The sequence below is a fragment of the Roseateles albus genome (assembly GCF_028595345.1).
Lineage (GTDB): Bacteria > Pseudomonadota > Gammaproteobacteria > Burkholderiales > Burkholderiaceae_C > Paucibacter_A > Paucibacter_A albus.
The window spans coordinates 1-16,540 of sequence record NZ_JAQQXT010000013.1; the positions used below are offsets into that span (position 1 = coordinate 1).

The 16,540-nt window shown below is 56.7% G+C and carries 20 protein-coding genes; 9 read left to right on the forward strand and 11 right to left on the reverse strand.

Annotated elements, in window-relative coordinates:
- Positions 1-65: 65 nt before the first annotated feature.
- The 7 genes from PRZ03_RS18440 to PRZ03_RS18470 all read right to left on the reverse strand — a co-directional run bounded on the left by PRZ03_RS18440 (position 66) and on the right by PRZ03_RS18470 (position 4,020).
- A complete protein-coding gene (locus PRZ03_RS18440) occupies positions 66-515 on the reverse strand; it encodes a PDDEXK family nuclease (RefSeq protein WP_273601745.1) in 450 nt (149 codons plus the stop codon).
- Positions 516-1,227: 712 nt separating this feature from the next.
- Positions 1,228-1,611 carry a hypothetical protein gene (locus PRZ03_RS18445; RefSeq protein ID WP_273601746.1) on the reverse strand — a complete coding sequence of 128 codons (384 nt, stop codon included), beginning with the start codon at positions 1,609-1,611 and terminating at the stop codon, positions 1,228-1,230.
- 11 nt (positions 1,612-1,622) lie between these two features.
- Positions 1,623-2,102, reverse strand: a complete 480-nt coding sequence (locus PRZ03_RS18450) for an NUMOD3 domain-containing DNA-binding protein (RefSeq protein ID WP_273601747.1) — start codon at positions 2,100-2,102, stop codon at positions 1,623-1,625.
- Positions 2,103-2,275: 173 nt separating this feature from the next.
- Positions 2,276-2,746 (reverse strand): hypothetical protein, encoded by a 471-nt coding sequence (locus PRZ03_RS18455; protein WP_273601748.1) that lies wholly within the window; start codon positions 2,744-2,746, stop codon positions 2,276-2,278.
- Positions 2,747-2,752: 6 nt separating this feature from the next.
- On the reverse strand, positions 2,753-3,223 hold the full coding sequence (locus tag PRZ03_RS18460) for a hypothetical protein (protein WP_273601749.1): 471 nt from the start codon (positions 3,221-3,223) through the stop codon (positions 2,753-2,755).
- A 47-nt stretch (positions 3,224-3,270) separates the two neighbouring features.
- Positions 3,271-3,627, reverse strand: coding sequence for an HNH endonuclease signature motif containing protein (locus PRZ03_RS18465; RefSeq protein WP_273601750.1), 357 nt, complete (start codon positions 3,625-3,627; stop codon positions 3,271-3,273).
- 18 nt (positions 3,628-3,645) lie between these two features.
- A complete protein-coding gene (locus tag PRZ03_RS18470) occupies positions 3,646-4,020 on the reverse strand; it encodes a hypothetical protein (protein ID WP_273601751.1) in 375 nt (124 codons plus the stop codon).
- Between the two features lie 12 nt (positions 4,021-4,032).
- On the opposite strand from PRZ03_RS18470, the gene PRZ03_RS18475 reads away from it, so the two are divergent.
- On the forward strand, positions 4,033-4,491 hold the full coding sequence (locus tag PRZ03_RS18475; protein ID WP_273601752.1) for a 6-pyruvoyl trahydropterin synthase family protein: 459 nt from the start codon (positions 4,033-4,035) through the stop codon (positions 4,489-4,491).
- A 73-nt stretch (positions 4,492-4,564) separates the two neighbouring features.
- On the opposite strand, the gene PRZ03_RS18480 is transcribed toward PRZ03_RS18475, so the two are convergent.
- Positions 4,565-5,011 (reverse strand): hypothetical protein, encoded by a 447-nt coding sequence (locus PRZ03_RS18480; protein WP_273601753.1) that lies wholly within the window; start codon positions 5,009-5,011, stop codon positions 4,565-4,567.
- A 48-nt stretch (positions 5,012-5,059) separates the two neighbouring features.
- Positions 5,060-5,701: a hypothetical protein gene (locus PRZ03_RS18485; RefSeq protein ID WP_273601754.1), complete on the reverse strand. Its 642-nt coding sequence runs from the start codon at positions 5,699-5,701 to the stop codon at positions 5,060-5,062.
- Between the two features lie 139 nt (positions 5,702-5,840).
- Here PRZ03_RS18485 and PRZ03_RS18490 point away from each other — a divergent pair, with 139 nt between their 5' ends.
- The 7 genes from PRZ03_RS18490 to PRZ03_RS18520 all read left to right on the forward strand — a co-directional run bounded on the left by PRZ03_RS18490 (position 5,841) and on the right by PRZ03_RS18520 (position 12,639).
- Positions 5,841-6,335 (forward strand): hypothetical protein, encoded by a 495-nt coding sequence (locus PRZ03_RS18490; protein WP_273601755.1) that lies wholly within the window; start codon positions 5,841-5,843, stop codon positions 6,333-6,335.
- 299 nt (positions 6,336-6,634) lie between these two features.
- Positions 6,635-9,472 carry a monovalent cation/H+ antiporter subunit A gene (locus PRZ03_RS18495; protein WP_273601756.1) on the forward strand — a complete coding sequence of 946 codons (2,838 nt, stop codon included), beginning with the start codon at positions 6,635-6,637 and terminating at the stop codon, positions 9,470-9,472.
- A gap of 8 nt (positions 9,473-9,480) precedes the next feature.
- On the forward strand, positions 9,481-9,819 hold the full coding sequence (locus PRZ03_RS18500) for a Na+/H+ antiporter subunit C (protein WP_273601857.1): 339 nt from the start codon (positions 9,481-9,483) through the stop codon (positions 9,817-9,819).
- Positions 9,816-11,474 carry a monovalent cation/H+ antiporter subunit D gene (locus PRZ03_RS18505; protein WP_273601757.1) on the forward strand — a complete coding sequence of 553 codons (1,659 nt, stop codon included), beginning with the start codon at positions 9,816-9,818 and terminating at the stop codon, positions 11,472-11,474. Before PRZ03_RS18500 ends, PRZ03_RS18505 begins: the two co-directional genes overlap by 4 nt.
- Complete coding sequence (locus tag PRZ03_RS18510) at positions 11,471-11,980, forward strand: Na+/H+ antiporter subunit E (RefSeq protein ID WP_273601758.1); 510 nt, start codon at positions 11,471-11,473, stop codon at positions 11,978-11,980. The genes PRZ03_RS18505 and PRZ03_RS18510 overlap by 4 nt, the downstream gene beginning before the upstream one ends.
- Complete coding sequence (locus PRZ03_RS18515) at positions 11,977-12,276, forward strand: K+/H+ antiporter subunit F (RefSeq protein WP_273601759.1); 300 nt, start codon at positions 11,977-11,979, stop codon at positions 12,274-12,276. Before PRZ03_RS18510 ends, PRZ03_RS18515 begins: the two co-directional genes overlap by 4 nt.
- An 18-nt stretch (positions 12,277-12,294) precedes the next feature.
- On the forward strand, positions 12,295-12,639 hold the full coding sequence (locus PRZ03_RS18520) for a Na+/H+ antiporter subunit G (protein ID WP_273601760.1): 345 nt from the start codon (positions 12,295-12,297) through the stop codon (positions 12,637-12,639).
- A 6-nt stretch (positions 12,640-12,645) separates the two neighbouring features.
- On the opposite strand, the gene PRZ03_RS18525 is transcribed toward PRZ03_RS18520, so the two are convergent.
- Positions 12,646-13,722 carry a calcium/sodium antiporter gene (locus PRZ03_RS18525; protein WP_273601761.1) on the reverse strand — a complete coding sequence of 359 codons (1,077 nt, stop codon included), beginning with the start codon at positions 13,720-13,722 and terminating at the stop codon, positions 12,646-12,648.
- Between the two features lie 15 nt (positions 13,723-13,737).
- On the reverse strand, positions 13,738-14,340 hold the full coding sequence (locus PRZ03_RS18530; RefSeq protein ID WP_263532149.1) for a TIGR00645 family protein: 603 nt from the start codon (positions 14,338-14,340) through the stop codon (positions 13,738-13,740).
- A 185-nt stretch (positions 14,341-14,525) separates the two neighbouring features.
- Here PRZ03_RS18530 and acs point away from each other — a divergent pair, with 185 nt between their 5' ends.
- Positions 14,526-16,487 carry an acetate--CoA ligase gene (acs, locus tag PRZ03_RS18535; protein WP_273601762.1) on the forward strand — a complete coding sequence of 654 codons (1,962 nt, stop codon included), beginning with the start codon at positions 14,526-14,528 and terminating at the stop codon, positions 16,485-16,487.
- Positions 16,488-16,540 lie beyond the last annotated feature (53 nt).

Sequence of the window (16,540 nt, forward strand, 5' to 3'; positions counted from 1 at the left end):
AAGGAGCTTCATCCAAGGACGAGAATCAATCCCAATCTACTGACGCAGGCACCTTGGGGTAGCCTCTAGCAGTGGGTCAGTATTGCGTGATCGCGGTGGGTCAGTTCGATGCAATCGCCAACATGACTTTTCGCCAGATTCACAGGTTCATCAATGAACTGCGCAATGTATTGGGTCAGTTCTGGGGTTCCGAACTGGAAGTAGGTGATTTGGTGCTTGTCACACCAATCCGCATAAGTGGTACTCGACTTCTTGTTGAGCTTGGTCTTGGAGTTCTGGAAGACCATCACTATCTTGATATGCGGGTTCTGGGCGATAACGGCCTTCAACTTCGAGCGATCAGCAGATTCCCATCTGCCCTTGGTTTCGATGAAGTGGTTAGGGGCCAAACACCAGTCTGGTGTGTAGTGGTGGACTACCTTGTAGGCGAAACGCGATTGCTCATACGGTAGAGCAAAACTTTGATGAAACTTCTCTTCCAGCGTGGACTTGAATTTTGTGGCTTGCGACTGCATCCACTATTTAGGACCAAGGGTCGCCGGGAAGCATCGACAAACTCTTGATGCCAAGCCTGTTCCTGCAGCCAAAGCAGCAGCGAGGTCGTTTTCGGGATTCAGGTTTTTGGTTGAAAAGTGAGCCGAAAAATGTTTTGTCGTGTCGATAAGCTGTGCGGGAATAGATTACATATTAGTGAGGTCGCAAATAACCCTTACGGATCAAGCACTTGCATGACCTTCAGCCATCGTGTGCAAATTCCTTGCTAGAACACGGCAACGAGCAGTAGTGAGGGCTCCGTCTAGCATGTCACTAGACGTCATGGATCGTCACTGGTACGTCTTTCACACACCAGATGACGCTACATACACGGTTCATCAACTCGACAGGCGCGGTCTCAACTGAGATACGAAGAAATTGTGTCGTTTGACGGGTCATCTTGCAGGGCCGCTTGACGGGCTGTTCTCCCGTTTCATGTAGTTGAGCAGTTTGTTGCGATTGCCCTTAATGCCGCTTCGTATGGCTTGCTTTTCGCCAAGTCCCTCGCCATTCTCAGTATCAGTACTCCGTCCCGTTCCTCTGAGTATTTGGACTCGTAGTCGGGGATTGCCGGAATTTCCTCTGCCTTAATGCATGGTGTTGGCACTGGCACAAGAACTTCTTTGGGCATCTGCATTGGTTGTTGGGTCGCGCAGCCATATAGGGCCAACAGCAAAGCCAATAGGATTGGTTTCATGGGTTTAACTCCCTCAAGATGTCCCTGACTGCTGGCATTACTTCCGCGCAGGTTGTTTGTGTTTCAACCGGGTGTTGAGCCAGGACTTTCTCTACCCGTTGCTTCTCCACTTTCACCACCTTTAGTTCTTCGTGAACTTTGGTGGTCTTCTCTTCACCACCTTTAGCCAGTTCCTCTACGGCTTTGTTCTGGAGTGCTAGTTCCCTGGATAGGGCCGAGATTTGTTCCGTCTTAACCGCCAGTTCTTTGTTGGCGATGTTCAAGTCCGCTCGTAGGGCCTTGAGCGTCCAGTGTTGGACTGCGATAGTTCCAATCAAAGCCGTTACCAGCAGGGCAACCAGGGTTTGTTTCCAGTAGGTGAGGAGGAGGAGTAAGTTCATATTGCGAATATTTAGCGGGCTCGCCTTGTTGCCCAAGAAGCCGACATTTTTGCCTTCGATTCATCTGAATGTTTCTTGCCCTTCCTTGCTGCAGACATATTTGCCCTGTGTTCCTCTGTGCGCGTTGGCTTTTTCTTCCCCTTCATTGCCGCAGAAATATTTGCCCTGTGTTCCTCTGTGCGCGGTGGCTTTTTCTTCCCCTTCGTGGTGCGACTGTATACGTGTGTGCCTGGAATGCAGCGATTCAAAAGAAGTGGATGCCCCCAATATTCATCTATGACCGCCTGTTCGGCTTCCGCCAGTTCTTCCTTGGTGGTGTGGCAGGAAACAATTTCTTTCAGCCAATTCTCTGGTCGTTCTTTCCTAATGCCGTTTAGAAGTCGGCTGCTTCCCCAATAAGCCGTGTCTAGCTCAGGTGGAAGTTTGTTTGCGCTGCGTTGTCCGAAGTAAAAATTGCCGGTTTTGTGGTTGTGAATTTTGTAGATGTACATGGCTGGAAGAATATTTGTTGACCGGTGGTTAGCATTAATATTTATCAGCCAAAAAAAGGGCAGGTCACAAATAGTGCCTGCCTATAAAGGTGCGGGTTCTCACATTGTTGTTGGCGTCTAAGTACCCCGCAAGAGCCGCCTAGTTTTGCGAGCGTCCTCGCGTATTATCTCATTTAGACTTCATTGGCTGGATTCTCTGCCAGTATCTCCAGCCGCTCGGGCGAGCTAAACGCTACTGCCCAATAACCCAGGCAATGAATGTCCCTAACTTTCCTTCTTGCCACATCCCATGTGCAACCGCTGCTGACGAGTAATAGTCCCTCGCTTAGTTGTTGGACGTTGTGTTTGCTTAGGAATTGGTAAGCCTCAAGTCGCTTAACCGCTTTGAATGTGAAGTTGCCCTTGTCTTCCCTTGCCATTTGTCCTGGCAGCAGCATGATGAAGAAGCCCATGGTGTTATCGCGGATTGGGATAACGGCCAAATCCGCGTCATTGCAGAGCGTGCCATTGGGTTGAGGTGAAGTTGAAATCACCCGTTTTACCTTATGGGCTTCCTCGATTACGTTGAATAGTATTGCAGCCACGTTTTCAGCTTTCAGTTTGTTTGGGGCCGCGAGGATAATGAACGCGTCACAAACCATCAAGGCTTTTCAGTCAGTTTCTCCGCCTTCTGAATCCGTGCCAAGCGGTATGTATTCGGTGTTGAAGTTAATTCGGAATAGGATCGCATCTGACTCGCTCTTGAATGCGCGTGGGTGTGGTTGTTTGCTCCACAGGCCGCAATGGGCCAATGAGTCATCTTCCGCGTGGGTGTTGCACCATTCCTGCTGGTCCACATAGTCATCGGGGTTGCATTTGAAGAAGAAGCGATAGCCGCGTTTCTTCAGCCCAGGCATTACGCGAGCCCTATATGTGTGGAAGGGGTCGAACTCATCGAAGTTGAGCTTTAGCGCGAGGTCAATGGTTTGGGGGTCTGGCTGCTCCGTAACTGCGTTTGCGAGTTGCCAATTGGCTTCCAGTGCAGTGTTTTGCCTAGTCATGCGTTCGGGTTGGGATTTGCCGTGGAACCAATTCCGTAGTGCGCTGAGCAAGATGATCGTGGTGTCTTTGTTCGTCTTCATAAACTTCTCCTTGGCTTTATTGCCTCGGATTATTTATGGGCCGTTGATCACCAGATATGTGAGCAGTTTTCTCGATTCCGTTCCCTGTGTTGCTTCTGGGTTTCTTTGTTTATCCATTTCCTCACCCACTTCTTCCATCGCAGTTGTTCTTTGCGGGCTTTGTTGGTGCCATCCGTCAACATTGCATTGACGGAGAAGATTTGGTTGGTATGGCCCATGCGGTAGAGCAGCAGATGGGCCAAGTAGTGTTCACGTGCGGTGAGCAACACCATATTGGATGGGTGATCGCGTCCGTCCATGGAACTCGGCAGAACATGGTGCCATTCCGAATAACACGTGAGCGTTATTCGCCAGCGGGCTTTGTCCATCAACGAGTCATATGCGGCTTGGTAGTTCACCAGCATATTTAAGACTCCGTTCATCTACCCCAGGTAAGCCGTTTCCTGGCATTCGTTCCACCAAGCAGTTGGAGTTCCGTTCTTCATCGCAACCCAGAAAGGCCAGCATTCCTTTACTTCTTCGTATTTGGTTTTGGCCGCGAAGTCTTCGTGGTCTATATGGGGAATGTTTGCTGCGTGAGTGGTGATGAAGTTGAAAAGTTCGTTTGCCATTTGATTCACCTGTTTGTTTGCCGTAAGTCCATTGGAACTTCGCCATTCAGGTTCATCAAACAATGGTTGAAGAGAGCTTTCAACCCGGTATGTTTCTTTCCAAAAGATAAGGGCCGCAATTAGCGGCCCATTGTGTTTGTGCTGGTTTCGTTTCTTGCCGGTATTTTGAATAAATATTTGTCTCAAGGAGCAACAACAATGTGTATCAAATATGTTTCCACCAAAACCTATGGAGCCGAGCGAGGCTATGCTGTCGCCTACCGTCAATGGCGAGCTGAGTCGCACTGCAACCTCATCCACGGATATGCAATGGGGTTCCACTTCGAATTCGAATCTACTGAACTTGACGTCCGTAACTGGGTCGTTGATTTTGGTTCACTGAAGACACTGAAGGAAAAGATGGACGACTGGTTCGACCACACTTGTCTGGTGGCGCAGGACGATCCAGAGTTTGAATTCTTCGAAACCATGCACAAGAAGAACCTCATCAAGATGGTTGTTGTTGAGCGCACGGGCTGCGAGGGTCTGGCTACCTTCTTGGCCGATTACATCCAGGAAATCTGGTTGCCCGAGAATGGATATGCGGGTCGTGTCAAACTGCGTAAAGTTGAAGTCAGGGAAACACCAAGCAACTCCGCTATGTGGATCAACGAATAAGACGCGTCAAGGTCTGTCACCAGTCACGAAAAGGGCCGCAATTAGCGGCCCTTTGTATTTGTGCTGGTTTCGTTTAGGTTGTTGTTGCAGCAGGTGTTTCTGTCTTTGTCTGCTTCTTGGCTCGTTTGGTGCTGTTGAACACTTCGTCCAGTTCTGAGTTCTCAGATGCTGCTTTTGCGGCTTCCAAAAATTTAATGGCCGCTTCCGCGCTATCTACCGAGAAGTGTGTGTTGCCGTTAAGGGGCATGACGGTATTGCCGTTGCGGAGCGAGATCATGTACTTGTCCTTCAGCTTCTTGAAGAACTTACCCGCTTCGCTTGCGCTTTTAATCAGCTTCACATTCTCGTCAATGTTCTGCGCAAACTTCAATTTGGCGTTTGCCAGCGGGTCTTTCTGAATGCCCATCTGTGCTGCGTCTGTTACTGGCGTTGCCAGTGTTTGCAAGCTTGCCAGGAAACCCAGTGTTGTTGTTTCCGTTGTGGTTTCTTGAGCGGGTTTGTTGCGAGTGCTGGTAGCCATTTGCTGTTCTCCAAGTTGCGGCGTTGTTGCCGTAAAGACATTGGAGCTTCAGGTAAGTGGTTCATCAAGCGATAGTTGAAAGAGCAGTCGTAGCGGTATGGCACTTCTTGACCATTCCCTTGCATCAGCTCGATTCTCTTCGCCGGTCGCGCAATAACAGTTTTCAGATGAATACGGCCCAGTGTCGTTGTTCCTGCACATTTGGTACTGCTCGCGTCCACGTCCCCTTGAGTCAATTTTCCCCGTTTGAATCCACCACAATATCCATGTCAAAAAGTCAAACTTCCACTCGATGTTTCGACTGGTTGCTTGGCCTTTTTGCGCGTTGAATTTCTTGAACCAGTCTTGAGTGAAATACTTGTAAACGGAATGATTCGCATCGTATGCGCTGCACACCAATTCGCATTCAATATTGAATCGTTCAGTTGCAGCAATGTTCTTTACATAAAGGGCCTGCATGTCGGCTAGTCTTTCGCTCTTCGGCTTCTCTAGAAGCGGAGCGAATTCAGGCAGAAAACTTTTGACTAGCTCTGACAGTTTTGGCACCGATAGGTCGTAAGGAAGTCGAGGCCTGATTTGAGCCAAGGTGTCTCCGGTGCCTAGCTCTCTTATTAGAGCCCAGAAGAAAATATCTAAGCCACAAGAAGTCTCTATGCGTTTAAGGTTTTTTGTTATTGCATCGCGTTCCATTTTTATTCTCCGATAAGCCATTATTGTTGCTTCATATCCTGAAAGCATCAATATTTATGTCTTAAATCAGAGTTTTATCTGAGTTCGTAAGTCATTGGATAAATACCTAGCCACAAGGAGTTGGCTGGAGATTTTCACGATGACAACGAAAGAATATACAGATGCGGAATTAAAGAAACTGAAAGATGCGTACAAAGCACAGCGATGCGGCTGTAAGCGTCGAAAGGACAGACAAGGGACGCAGATTGAAATGCGTATGACCTTCGACCAATGGCTAGCTGTCTGGGAGGAGTCAGGCAAGCTGCATCTGCGTGGAGCAGGGAAGGGCCGCTATTGCATGTCGCGCTTGGATGACTTGGGTCATTACGAGGAAGGCAATATCGCAATCATTCTCACAACCGAGAACTGTCGGCAAGGACATCTTGGTAGGCCAAGCAAGATTAAAGGTAGGCCAAGTCCCAGAAAAGGAATGCCGTTGGCCGATGAGCATCGCGCTCATGTTGTTGAGTCGCTAAAGCGGCATCAACTAACCACCGTTGTTTGTCCGCATTGCGGGAGAACGGGTCAGCTACTGGTCATGCATCGCCATCACTTTGATCACTGCCCTACGGTACGCTTGAAGGCACTGTCGTGACTGTTGTTTGAACTGTCGTGGTTCATCTAGAACACACGGTTTGCACAAATTGAGCTATCGACGGCTAACGCTCGCCGTTAGCGGCATCCAGCGAAGCGCTTTCTAGCTGATGTATTGCAGCGCGCCGGCGACGCTTTCAACGAAGTCGCTGTATTTGATCGAAGTAGACATGGTGGGGCGGGGTCCAAGGAGGGATGAAACTGGCGTCAGTTTACTGAAACCGTCTTGCGGCCGGCTTTCAGCTCGGCTTATGGAGCTGGCTCCTACAATCGGCCGCCCTCAAAATCTTCTTTTGACCGATGAACCTGCTGCTCGCTACGGTTGTCCTTTTGCCCCTGTTGCTAGGCACTGTGCTGTGTGGCTGCTTGGGCGGTTTCAAAAGCCGGCCTCAAGCGCCTGCTTTAGCGGCCGCTTTGATCACCGCAGCGGTGTTTGGCTTGCTGCTGTCGGCTGCGCCCGAGGTGCTGCAGGGTCAGGTCTTGCTCAGTCATGTCGACTGGGTGCCTGCGATCGGCATGAATCTGGGCTTGCGCCTGGATGGCCTGTCGCTGTTGTTCGCAGGCCTGATCACCGGCATTGGGCTGCTGATCATTGTTTACGCCGCCTTCTACCTCAGTGCCGACGACCCCAAGGGCAAGTTCTACAGCCAGCTGATGCTGTTCATGGCGGCGATGCTGGGCATCGCGCTGTCCGATAACTTGCTGTTACTGGTGGTGTTTTGGGAGCTGACCAGCATTTCTTCCTTCTTGTTGGTCGGCTATTGGGGCCACAAGGAAGAAGCTCGGCAGGGCGCCCGCATGGCGCTGGCGGTGACCGGTGGCGGCGGCCTGGTGCTGCTGGCTGGCGTGATCGTGCTGGGCCAGATCTGCGGCAGCTATGACTTGGGCCAGATGTTGACCCAGCGCGACTTGGTGCAGGCCGACCCCCGTTACCCGCTAGCCTTGGGCTTGATTTTGGTGGGTGCCTTCAGCAAGAGCGCGCAAGTGCCCTTCCACTTTTGGTTGCCCGAGGCGATGGCGGCGCCGACGCCGGTGTCGGCCTATTTGCACTCGGCCACCATGGTCAAAGCGGGGCTGTTTTTGCTGGCCCGGCTGTACCCGGTTCTGGGCGGCACGGCGCTGTTTGAAGGGGTGGTGGCCAGTGTCGGTCTGGCGACCATGGTGTTCGCCGCCTTTGTGGCGATCTTCAAACATGATTTGAAGGGGCTGCTGGCTTATTCGACCATCAGCCACCTGGGCTTCATCACCTTCATGATCGGCTTGGGAACGCCAATGTCCGCGGTGGTGGCGGTGTTTCACGTCCTCAACCATGCCTGTTTCAAGGCGGCGCTGTTCATGACGGCCGGCATTGTTGATCATGAAACCGGCACGCGCGATATGCGCCGGCTCGGCGGCCTGATGAAGTTGATGCCCTGGGTTGGCAGTCTGGGTTTGCTGGCGGCGGCTGCGATGGCCGGTGTGCCGCCCTTCAATGGCTTCTTGTCCAAGGAGTTGATGCTGGAGCAGGCGCTGCTTGCGGGCTTTTGGGGTTCGCTGTCATGGGCGATTCCGCTTTTGGCGACGCTGGGCGGCCTGTGTTCGGTGGCTTATTCGCTGCGCCTGGTGCACGACGTCTTCTTCAACGGCCCGGCGCGTGAGTTGCCTCAAGCTCACCCGCATGAGCCGCCCTGGGGCATGAAGCTGCCGGTGCTGGTCTTGGTGGCTCTGTGTATCGCCATCGGCCTGGCGCCGATGTGGCTGGCGGCGCCCTTGGTGCAGGCGGCGGCCGGTGCGATGTTGGGTGAGCCCGCACCTGCTTTTCAATTCGCACTTTGGCATGGGCTGAATCTGCCCTTGTTGATGAGCGTGATTGCAGTGGCCGGCGGCGCGCTGCTGTACTTTGGCTTGATGAGCGGCGGGCGGCTGCATCGTTACTTGCCCGGGCCTCTCAGTGGCAAGGCGATGTTTCATGCCACGATCGACGGCTTGTTTGGCCTGGCCGGGCGCTGCACGCGCAGGCTGGAAAACGGCTCGCTGCAGCGCTATGCGGCCTGGATGGTGGCAACGGCCATTGCTTTGTCGGCTTGGCCTTTGCTGCGCAGTGAGGGGCTGACGAGCGGCTCGCGTGAGTTGCTGGCGGCGCCGCCCTTGGCGATCGGTGTTTGGCTGCTTTTGATCGTGATGGGCTTGGCGCTGGTCTTGATGCACCGGCAGCGCTTTGTGGCGGTCATTTTGGCCGGTGGCGTGGGGTTGGTGTGTTCGATGGCGTTTTTGGCCTTGTCGGCGCCCGATCTGGCGCTTACGCAGTTGTCGGTCGATGTGGTGTCTACCGCTTTGCTTTTGATGGGCCTGGCCTTGCTGCCGCAGGTCGGCAAGGTCGAATCCAGCTCCTTGCGGCGCGGCCGTGATGCCTTGCTGGCCTTGCTCGGGGGCGGCGGCATGGCCTGGTTGAGCTGGCTGATGCTGACCCGCAACCATGAGTCCATCTCCTGGTACTTTCTGGAGAACGCCTTGTCGGGCGGCGGTGGCGCGAATGTGGTCAATGTGATCCTGGTTGATTTCCGCGGCTATGACACCTTTGGCGAGATCACCGTGCTGGGCATTGCTGCCGTCGGTGTGCTGGCCTTGCTGGACGGCTTTCGGGTCAAGCGCCCCAAGACGGACGGCGCAGGTCGGGCTTGGAGTTATGCCCGCGAGCCCTTGATGCTGCGGGTGGTGGCGCGGCTGGTGCTGCCGCTGGCCTTGATGGCTTCGGCCTACATCTATTGGCGTGGCCACAACTTGCCGGGTGGGGGCTTCATCGCCGGCCTAGTGACTGGCGTTGCCTTGGTTTTGCAATACATGGCGAACGGCCAGCAGCGGGCCGAGGCCTTGATGCATGCCCAAGGAGGCCGGCGTTATGTGCGCTGGATAGGCACCGGGCTCTTGATCGCCTGGCTGACGGGCGTGGGCGCCTTCTTGTTCGGCCGGCCGTTTTTGAGCAGCGCGCATGGCCACCCCAGTCTGCCCTTGATTGGTGAGCTGCCCCTGGCCACGGCGGCGCTGTTTGATCTGGGTGTCTACATCACAGTGGTGGGGGCAACGATGTTGATGCTGTCGGTGTTGGGCTCGGCCAGCAAAGACGGGCGCAAAGCAGTGACGCGGGGAGGCGGCAAATGACGATTTCTATGGAGTTTTTGCTCGCCAGCGGCATTGGCTGGGTGACGGCCTGCGGCATTTATTTGCTGCTGCGCGGGCGCAGTTTTTCGGTCGTGCTGGGTTTGAGCGTGATCGGCTATGCGGTCAATGTGTTCATCTTCGCCATGGGGCGCTTGTGGAGCGGTGCCGCGCCGATATTGGGTCAGAGTGCTGCCTTGGTGGCGGACCCTTTGCCGCAAGCCTTGGTGCTGACGGCCATCGTGATCGGCTTTGCCACCACCGGCTTTGTGATCGAGTTGGCGCTGCGCAGCCGGCATGAAAACGGCAGCGACCATGTCGACGGCGTGGCGGAAGAGGGCACGCGATGAATTGGGTCGATCTGTCTTGGTTCTTTCAACCTTGGTTTTTTCAACATATGGCGGTATTGCCCGTTTTGCTGCCGGCGCTGACCGCTGTGGCCTTGCTGCTGCTGGGCGATCACGGCGGTGACAGCCACGGCGGGCATGGCCATCACAAGCTCTTGTGGGCGCGCCGCATCGGCATGGCTTCTGCCGCCCTGGGTCTGTTTTTGGCCGTGTTCTTGGTCATGCGCGCAGCTCAGGGGGAGTTGATCACCTACCGGCTGGGCGACTGGCCGGCACCGTTTGGCATCATTTTGCTGGTCGACCGACTCGGCGCCATGATGCTGCTCTTGAGCGCTTGTGTGGCGCTGCCGGTGCTGTGGTACGCCACCGGCGGCTGGGACGCCCATGGGCGCTATTTCCACGCGCTGTTCCAGTTTCAGCTGATGGGTTTGAACGGCGCATTTGTGACCGGCGATTTGTTCAATCTCTTCGTCTTCTTCGAGGTCTTGCTGATCGCGTCCTATGTGTTGATGGTGCATGGGCAGGGGGCCGAGCGGTTCCGGGTCGGCCTGCATTACGTGGTCTTGAATCTGGCCGCCTCGGCGCTGTTCTTGATCGGCCTGGCGCTGATTTACGCCAAGACCGGCACGCTCAATATGGCTGACTTGGCGCTGCGGGTGCCCGCCGTGGCCGCACCCGATGCGGCCGTGCTGCAGGTGGCGGCGATGCTGCTGCTGGTGGTGTTTGGCTTCAAAGCGGCGCTGATGCCGCTGGCCATGTGGTTGCCAGCGACCTACGCGGCGTCCAGCCCGCCTGTGGCGGCCTTGTTTGCCATCATGACCAAGGTCGGCGTTTACGCCATCGTGCGGGTGCATGGCGTTGTGTTTGGCGACAGCGGCGGGGCGAGTGCTTTTGCGGTCGCGCCGATTCTGCTGCCGCTGGCGCTTGCCACCAGTGTGTTGGCGGTCTTGGGCGCTTTGGCGGCCAAGACCTTGGCGCGTTTGGTGGCCTGGTTGACCGTGGTGTCGGTAGGGACGGTGTTGGCCGGCCTGGGCTTGTACGGCAGTGCGGCCTGGGGTGCTGCGTTCTACTACATGCTCAACAGCACCTTGGTGATTGCGGCGCTGTTTTTGTTGGCCGAGTTGGTGGCGGCGCAGCGCGGGGATGCGGATGGGCAGTTGGTGCCCGCCGCGCCGGTGGCGCAGCCAACGCTGCTGGGTTTGATGATGTTGTTGGCGGCAGCCTCCGCTGCGGGCTTGCCGCCGCTGCCGGGCTTTATCGGCAAGCTGATGCTGCTGGAGGCTGCCAGCAGTCATGCCTGGGCGCCCTTGGTCTGGACGGTGTTGCTGCTGGTGGGCTTTTTCACGCTTTTGGGCCTGGCCCGGGCAGGCAGTATTTTGTTCTGGCATGTGCGCCAGGACCTGCCGGCCAATGTCAGTGCCGGCGGCAGCCCCAAGCTGGTCAGGGCGACTTGCAGCTTGCTGGGTGCAAGCGTGCTGCTCAGCCTGGCTGCCGCGCCGATTCAGCGTTATACCCAAGCGGCAGCCGTGCAATTGAGCGACCGCGCAGCCTATGCGGCGGCGGTGCTGGGCGCTTTTGGAGAGCCGGGCAGTCAGCCGACGACTCGGCCCTATCTTGAGCCGAGCCAACCCGTTCCTCTGCAGGAGGTGAAGCAATGAAAAAGGATGCGCTTCTTGCGCGCAAGGCGTGGTTCAGCCATCCAGCCCTGTCGGTTCTGCTGTTCCTGGTCTGGCTGCTCTTGCAGCAAAGCCTGAGCTTCGCGCATGTGCTGATGGCCGCGCTGCTGAGTGTGGTGCTGCCGCGCTTGCTGCACGGATTGTTAGGCCCGGCCATGCGGCCCAAACGCTGGGCGCTGGCGCTGCGCTTTGGCCTGCTCGTGCTGTGGGACATCGTGCTCTCCAATGTGACGGTGGCGCGTCTGGTGCTGGCGCCCGGCGCCAAGCCGCAACCGGCCTGGGTGCGCGTGCCGCTGGCCCTGCGCCAGCCCGGCCCCATCATGCTCTTGGCGACCATCATCACCACCACGCCGGGTACGGTGTCTTGTGTGGTCGATGACGAAGCCCATGAAATCTGGGTGCACGCGCTGGACTGCGCCGATCCGCAAGAGATGGCCGCGCAAATCAAGCAGCGCTATGAGCAGCCTTTGCTGGAGATATTCGAATGACGACGCATTTGTTTTTTGATTGGCCGCTGCTGGCCTGGGCCTTGAACTTCGCCACTGCCGCCGTTGGCTTGGCGCTGCTGCTGACCGGCTGGCGCTTGCTGGTCGGGCCGACAGTCACTGACCGCGTGCTGGCGCTCGACACCATGTATGTCAATGTCGTCGCGCTAGTGGTCTTGCAGGGGCTGCGCGAAGGCAGCGGCCTGTTGTTCGAGGCGGCAATGATCATTGCGCTCTTGGGTTTTGCGTCAACGGTGGCGCTGGCGCGCTACCTCAGCCGCGGCGATGTGTTGGAGTAAATTGGAGTAAGCGAGACCATGGCTAACCTTGAAATCCACGGGCTGGCGCAAGTTGCCATCAGCCTGTTCTTGATCATCGGCGGCTTGTTCGCGCTGATCGGCGCGATCGGCATGTTGCGCTTCCCGGACTTTTTCATGCGCTTGCATGCGCCCACCAAGGCCACCACCTTGGGCGTTGGCGGCGTTTTGCTGGCCAGCCTTGTCTATCATTGGACGCAAGGCCAATTCGGCCTGCAAGAACTGTTGATCACGCTGTTCTTGTTCATCACCGCGCCGGTGTCGGCCAATCTCTTGGCAAAGGCGGCGCTGCATCTGCGCTTGCCCTCCAAGGCCGGGCTGCCGCCAGGGCAGCCGCGGCCTTGAATTGCATCAGGCCTTGTTGCTGGCCGGCTTGCGAAGCAAGCTGGCAATCAGGGTCAGCACGGTCAGCGGTATGAAGAACATCATCATCACTTTGCTGAACATGGGCAGCGCAGCATGCTGTTGGCTCATCAAAATCAAGTAAGCGGTGTAGGCGACGTAGTAGCCGATGAAGACAAAGCCTTCCCAGCGGGCAATTTCGCGCCCGCTGAGCATCACCGGCAGGCAGGCCAGCGCCACCACGAGCATCACCCAGATATCGAAGTTCAGTACCGAAGCGGCCACCGGCACGCCGGCCGGTGCAATCAGCGCAGTCAGCCCCAGGCAACCAAGGATGTTGAAGATATTGCTGCCCACGACGTTGCCGATGGCGATGTCGCGTTGGCCTCGGATGGCTGCCATGATGGACGTGGCGACCTCCGGCATCGAAGTGCCGGCCGCCACGATCGTCAGGCCAATCACCAGATCGCTAACGCCCAGGCTCTTGGCCACCGTGATGGCCGCATCCACCAGCCAGCCCGAGCCCAGCACCAGCAGGCCCAGACCCACCGCGATCAGCAAAATTTGCACCGCCCAATGCTTGTCCCAATTGGCCTCGGCCGGCATTTCTTCGGTGAACTCCGCCTGCGTCTCTTTCGACTCGCGCCGCGACTGCCGCACCAGCAGCACGGTATAGGCCAAGAACAGCGCCATCATCAACAAACCGTCGTTGAAGCTCAGCCGCCCGTCCAGCCCTAAGGCCAGCAGCAGCAGCGAGGCGCCTATCATCACCGGCACCTCTTGGCGAATCACCTGCGCGTGCACGGTCAAGGGCACGATCAGGGCCGAGATGCCCAGAATGAACAGCACATTGAAAATATTGCTGCCGACCACATTGCCAATGGCGAGGTCGGGCAGGCCGTCCAGTGCGGCGCCGATAGACACCGCAACCTCCGGCGCGCTGGTGCCCATAGAAACCACGGTCAAGCCCACCACCAAGGGTGAGATGCCCGCCGACAAAGCCAGCTTGCTGGCGCCGCGCACAAGCAACTCGGCGCCACAGACCAAGGCGATCAGTCCGAGCAAGAAGAATCCGAGCGTCAACATCTGGCTTTGAGCTTTTCAGTGAGCTTTGCTATTGCTGGGGCCACTGAGCAGCTTGTCGGTGTAGGCAATCGCCAGGGCCGAGAGCAAGAAAGTGAAGTGAATCATGGTCTGCCACATCAGCGTTTTCTCGGTGTAGTTTTCGGCGTTGATGAAGGTCTTGAGCAGGTGAATTGACGAGATGCCGATGATGGCTGTGGCCAGCTTGACCTTGAGCACCGAGGCGTTGACATGGCTGAGCCACTCGGGTTGGTCGGGGTGGTCTTCCAGGCCCATGCGCGAGACAAAGGTTTCGTAGCCGCCCACGATCACCATGATCAAGAGATTGGAGATCATCACCACGTCGATCAGGCCCAGCACCACCAGCATCAGAATGGTTTCATTCAACTTGGCCGGCGCCAAGGCGGACTGGTAGCCGATGCTCTTGACGAGAATATTGAGCGCCTCGGTGTTGCCGAAAGCGGCCTCGATCAAATGCACCAACTCGGTCCAGAACTGAAAGACGTAGACGGCTTGGGCCAGGATCAAACCCAGATACAACGGCACTTGCAGCCAGCGGCTGGCAAAAATCAGGTTGGACAAGGGACGCATCAAGCGGGTCGGAGGTGTTGGGGTGGACATCGGGTTTCCTCGGGGGTGTCGGAGTTTGAGGCGGATTCTATTGCGCCTCAGTGAAAATTCGAGGCCAAGGTACAGGCATTTACCACGTTAGAGTAAGCGCTTCGTCAGAGACAAGACGCACAGTAGCGCCCAGTTGTCCAAGTTAAGTCCTTCTTGTAATCCGCTCCTGTCAGAGGAATCACATCATGAGTCAGAACGAACTTTATCTGCCCAGCGCTGCTTGGCAAGAACAGGCCAATGTCAAAGGCATGGCCGGCTACCAGGCTTTGGTGGATGAATCCGAGGCCGATTACCAGGGCTATTGGGGGCGTTTGGCACGCGAGTTTGTGACTTGGCAGACGCCGTTCACCAAGGTGCTCAACGACAGCGAGGCACCGTTCTTCAAGTGGTTCGAAGACGGCCGGCTGAACGTGTCCTACAACTGCCTGGATCGCAATGTCGAGCGTGGCTTGGGCGACAAGGTGGCCATCATCTTCGAGGCCGACGACGGCTCCAGCACCAAAGTCACTTACAGCGAGTTGCTTGGCCGCGTCTCGCAACTGGCCAATGTGCTCAAGGCACGTGGCGTCAAGAAGGGTGACCGTGTGGTCATCTATATGTCGATGTCTGTCGAAGGCGTGGCAGCCATGCAGGCTTGCGCCCGCATCGGCGCGATTCACTCGGTGGTGTTCGGCGGCTTCTCTGCACAGAGCCTGCGTGACCGGGTGCAAGACGCCGGCGCGGTGATGGTGATCACCGCCGACGAGCAACTGCGCGGCGGCAAGGCCCTGCCTTTGAAGGCCATCGTGGATGAGGCGCTGGAGGGTGGCGTTTGCCCAACGCTGAAGGACGTGATTGTTTATAAGCGCACCGGCGGCAAGATTGGCTGGGTCGAAGGGCGTGATCACTGGCTGCATGAAGAGTTGGCAGGCAAGCCAATGACTTGCGAGCCTGAGTGGGTCGAGGCCGAGCACCCCTTGTTCTTGCTCTACACCTCGGGCTCGACCGGCAAGCCCAAGGGTGTGCAGCATTCCAGCGGCGGCTATTTGCTGCACGCTGCGCTGACGACCAAGTGGACCTTTGATCTGAAGGACAACGATGTGTTCTGGTGCACGGCCGATATTGGCTGGGTCACTGGCCACAGCTACATCACCTATGGGCCTTTGGCGCTGGGCGGCACCGAGATCGTCTTCGAAGGCGTGCCCACCTATCCGGACGCTGGCCGCTTCTGGGAGACGATCGCCAAGCACAAGGTGTCGATCTTCTACACGGCACCGACGGCAATCCGCTCTTTGATCAAGGCGGCGGAAGGTAATGCTGCCGTGCACCCGGACCGTTATGACCTGAGCAGCTTGCGCTTGCTGGGCTCGGTCGGCGAGCCTATCAATCCTGCCGCCTGGGAGTGGTACCACAAGCACATCGGTGGTGGCCGCTGCCCAATTGTCGACACCTTCTGGCAGACCGAAACCGGTGGCCACATGATCACGCCGCTGCCGGGTGCCACACCCTTGGTGCCGGGTTCTTGCACGCTGCCATTCCCCGGTATCACGACGGCCATCGTCGACGAGATGGGCAATGATGTGCCCAACGGGCAGGGCGGCATTCTGGTTGTCAAGAAGCCTTGGCCTTCGATGATCCGCACGATTTACAACGACCCCGAGCGCTTCAAGAAGAGCTACTACCCCGAGGAGTTGAAGGGTTATTACCTGGCCGGCGACGGCGCGATCCGCGATGCGGAAACGGGTTACTTCACCATCACCGGCCGAATCGATGATGTCTTGAACGTGTCGGGTCACCGCATGGGCACGATGGAAATCGAATCTGCCCTGGTCAGCTGCACCGAGTTGGTGGCCGAAGCAGCGGTGGTGGGTCGCCCCGATGACACCACCGGCGAGGCCATCTGTGCCTTCGTGGTGCTCAAGCGCGCCCGCCCAACGGGAGACGAAGCCAAAGCGATTGCCAAACAGTTGCGTGATTGGGTGGCCAAGGAGATCGGCCCGATCGCCAAGCCCAAGGACATTCGCTTTGGGGACAACCTGCCAAAGACCCGTTCCGGCAAGATCATGCGTCGCCTCTTGCGCTCGGTCGCCAAGGGTGAAGCCGTCACGCAGGACACGAGTACCTTGGAGAATCCTGCAATCCTTGATCAATTGTCGGAAGCCAATTGATCAAGGATGCGCGAGCGCAGCTCGCGCCGGCGCCACAGGCGCGTGCAGGATTC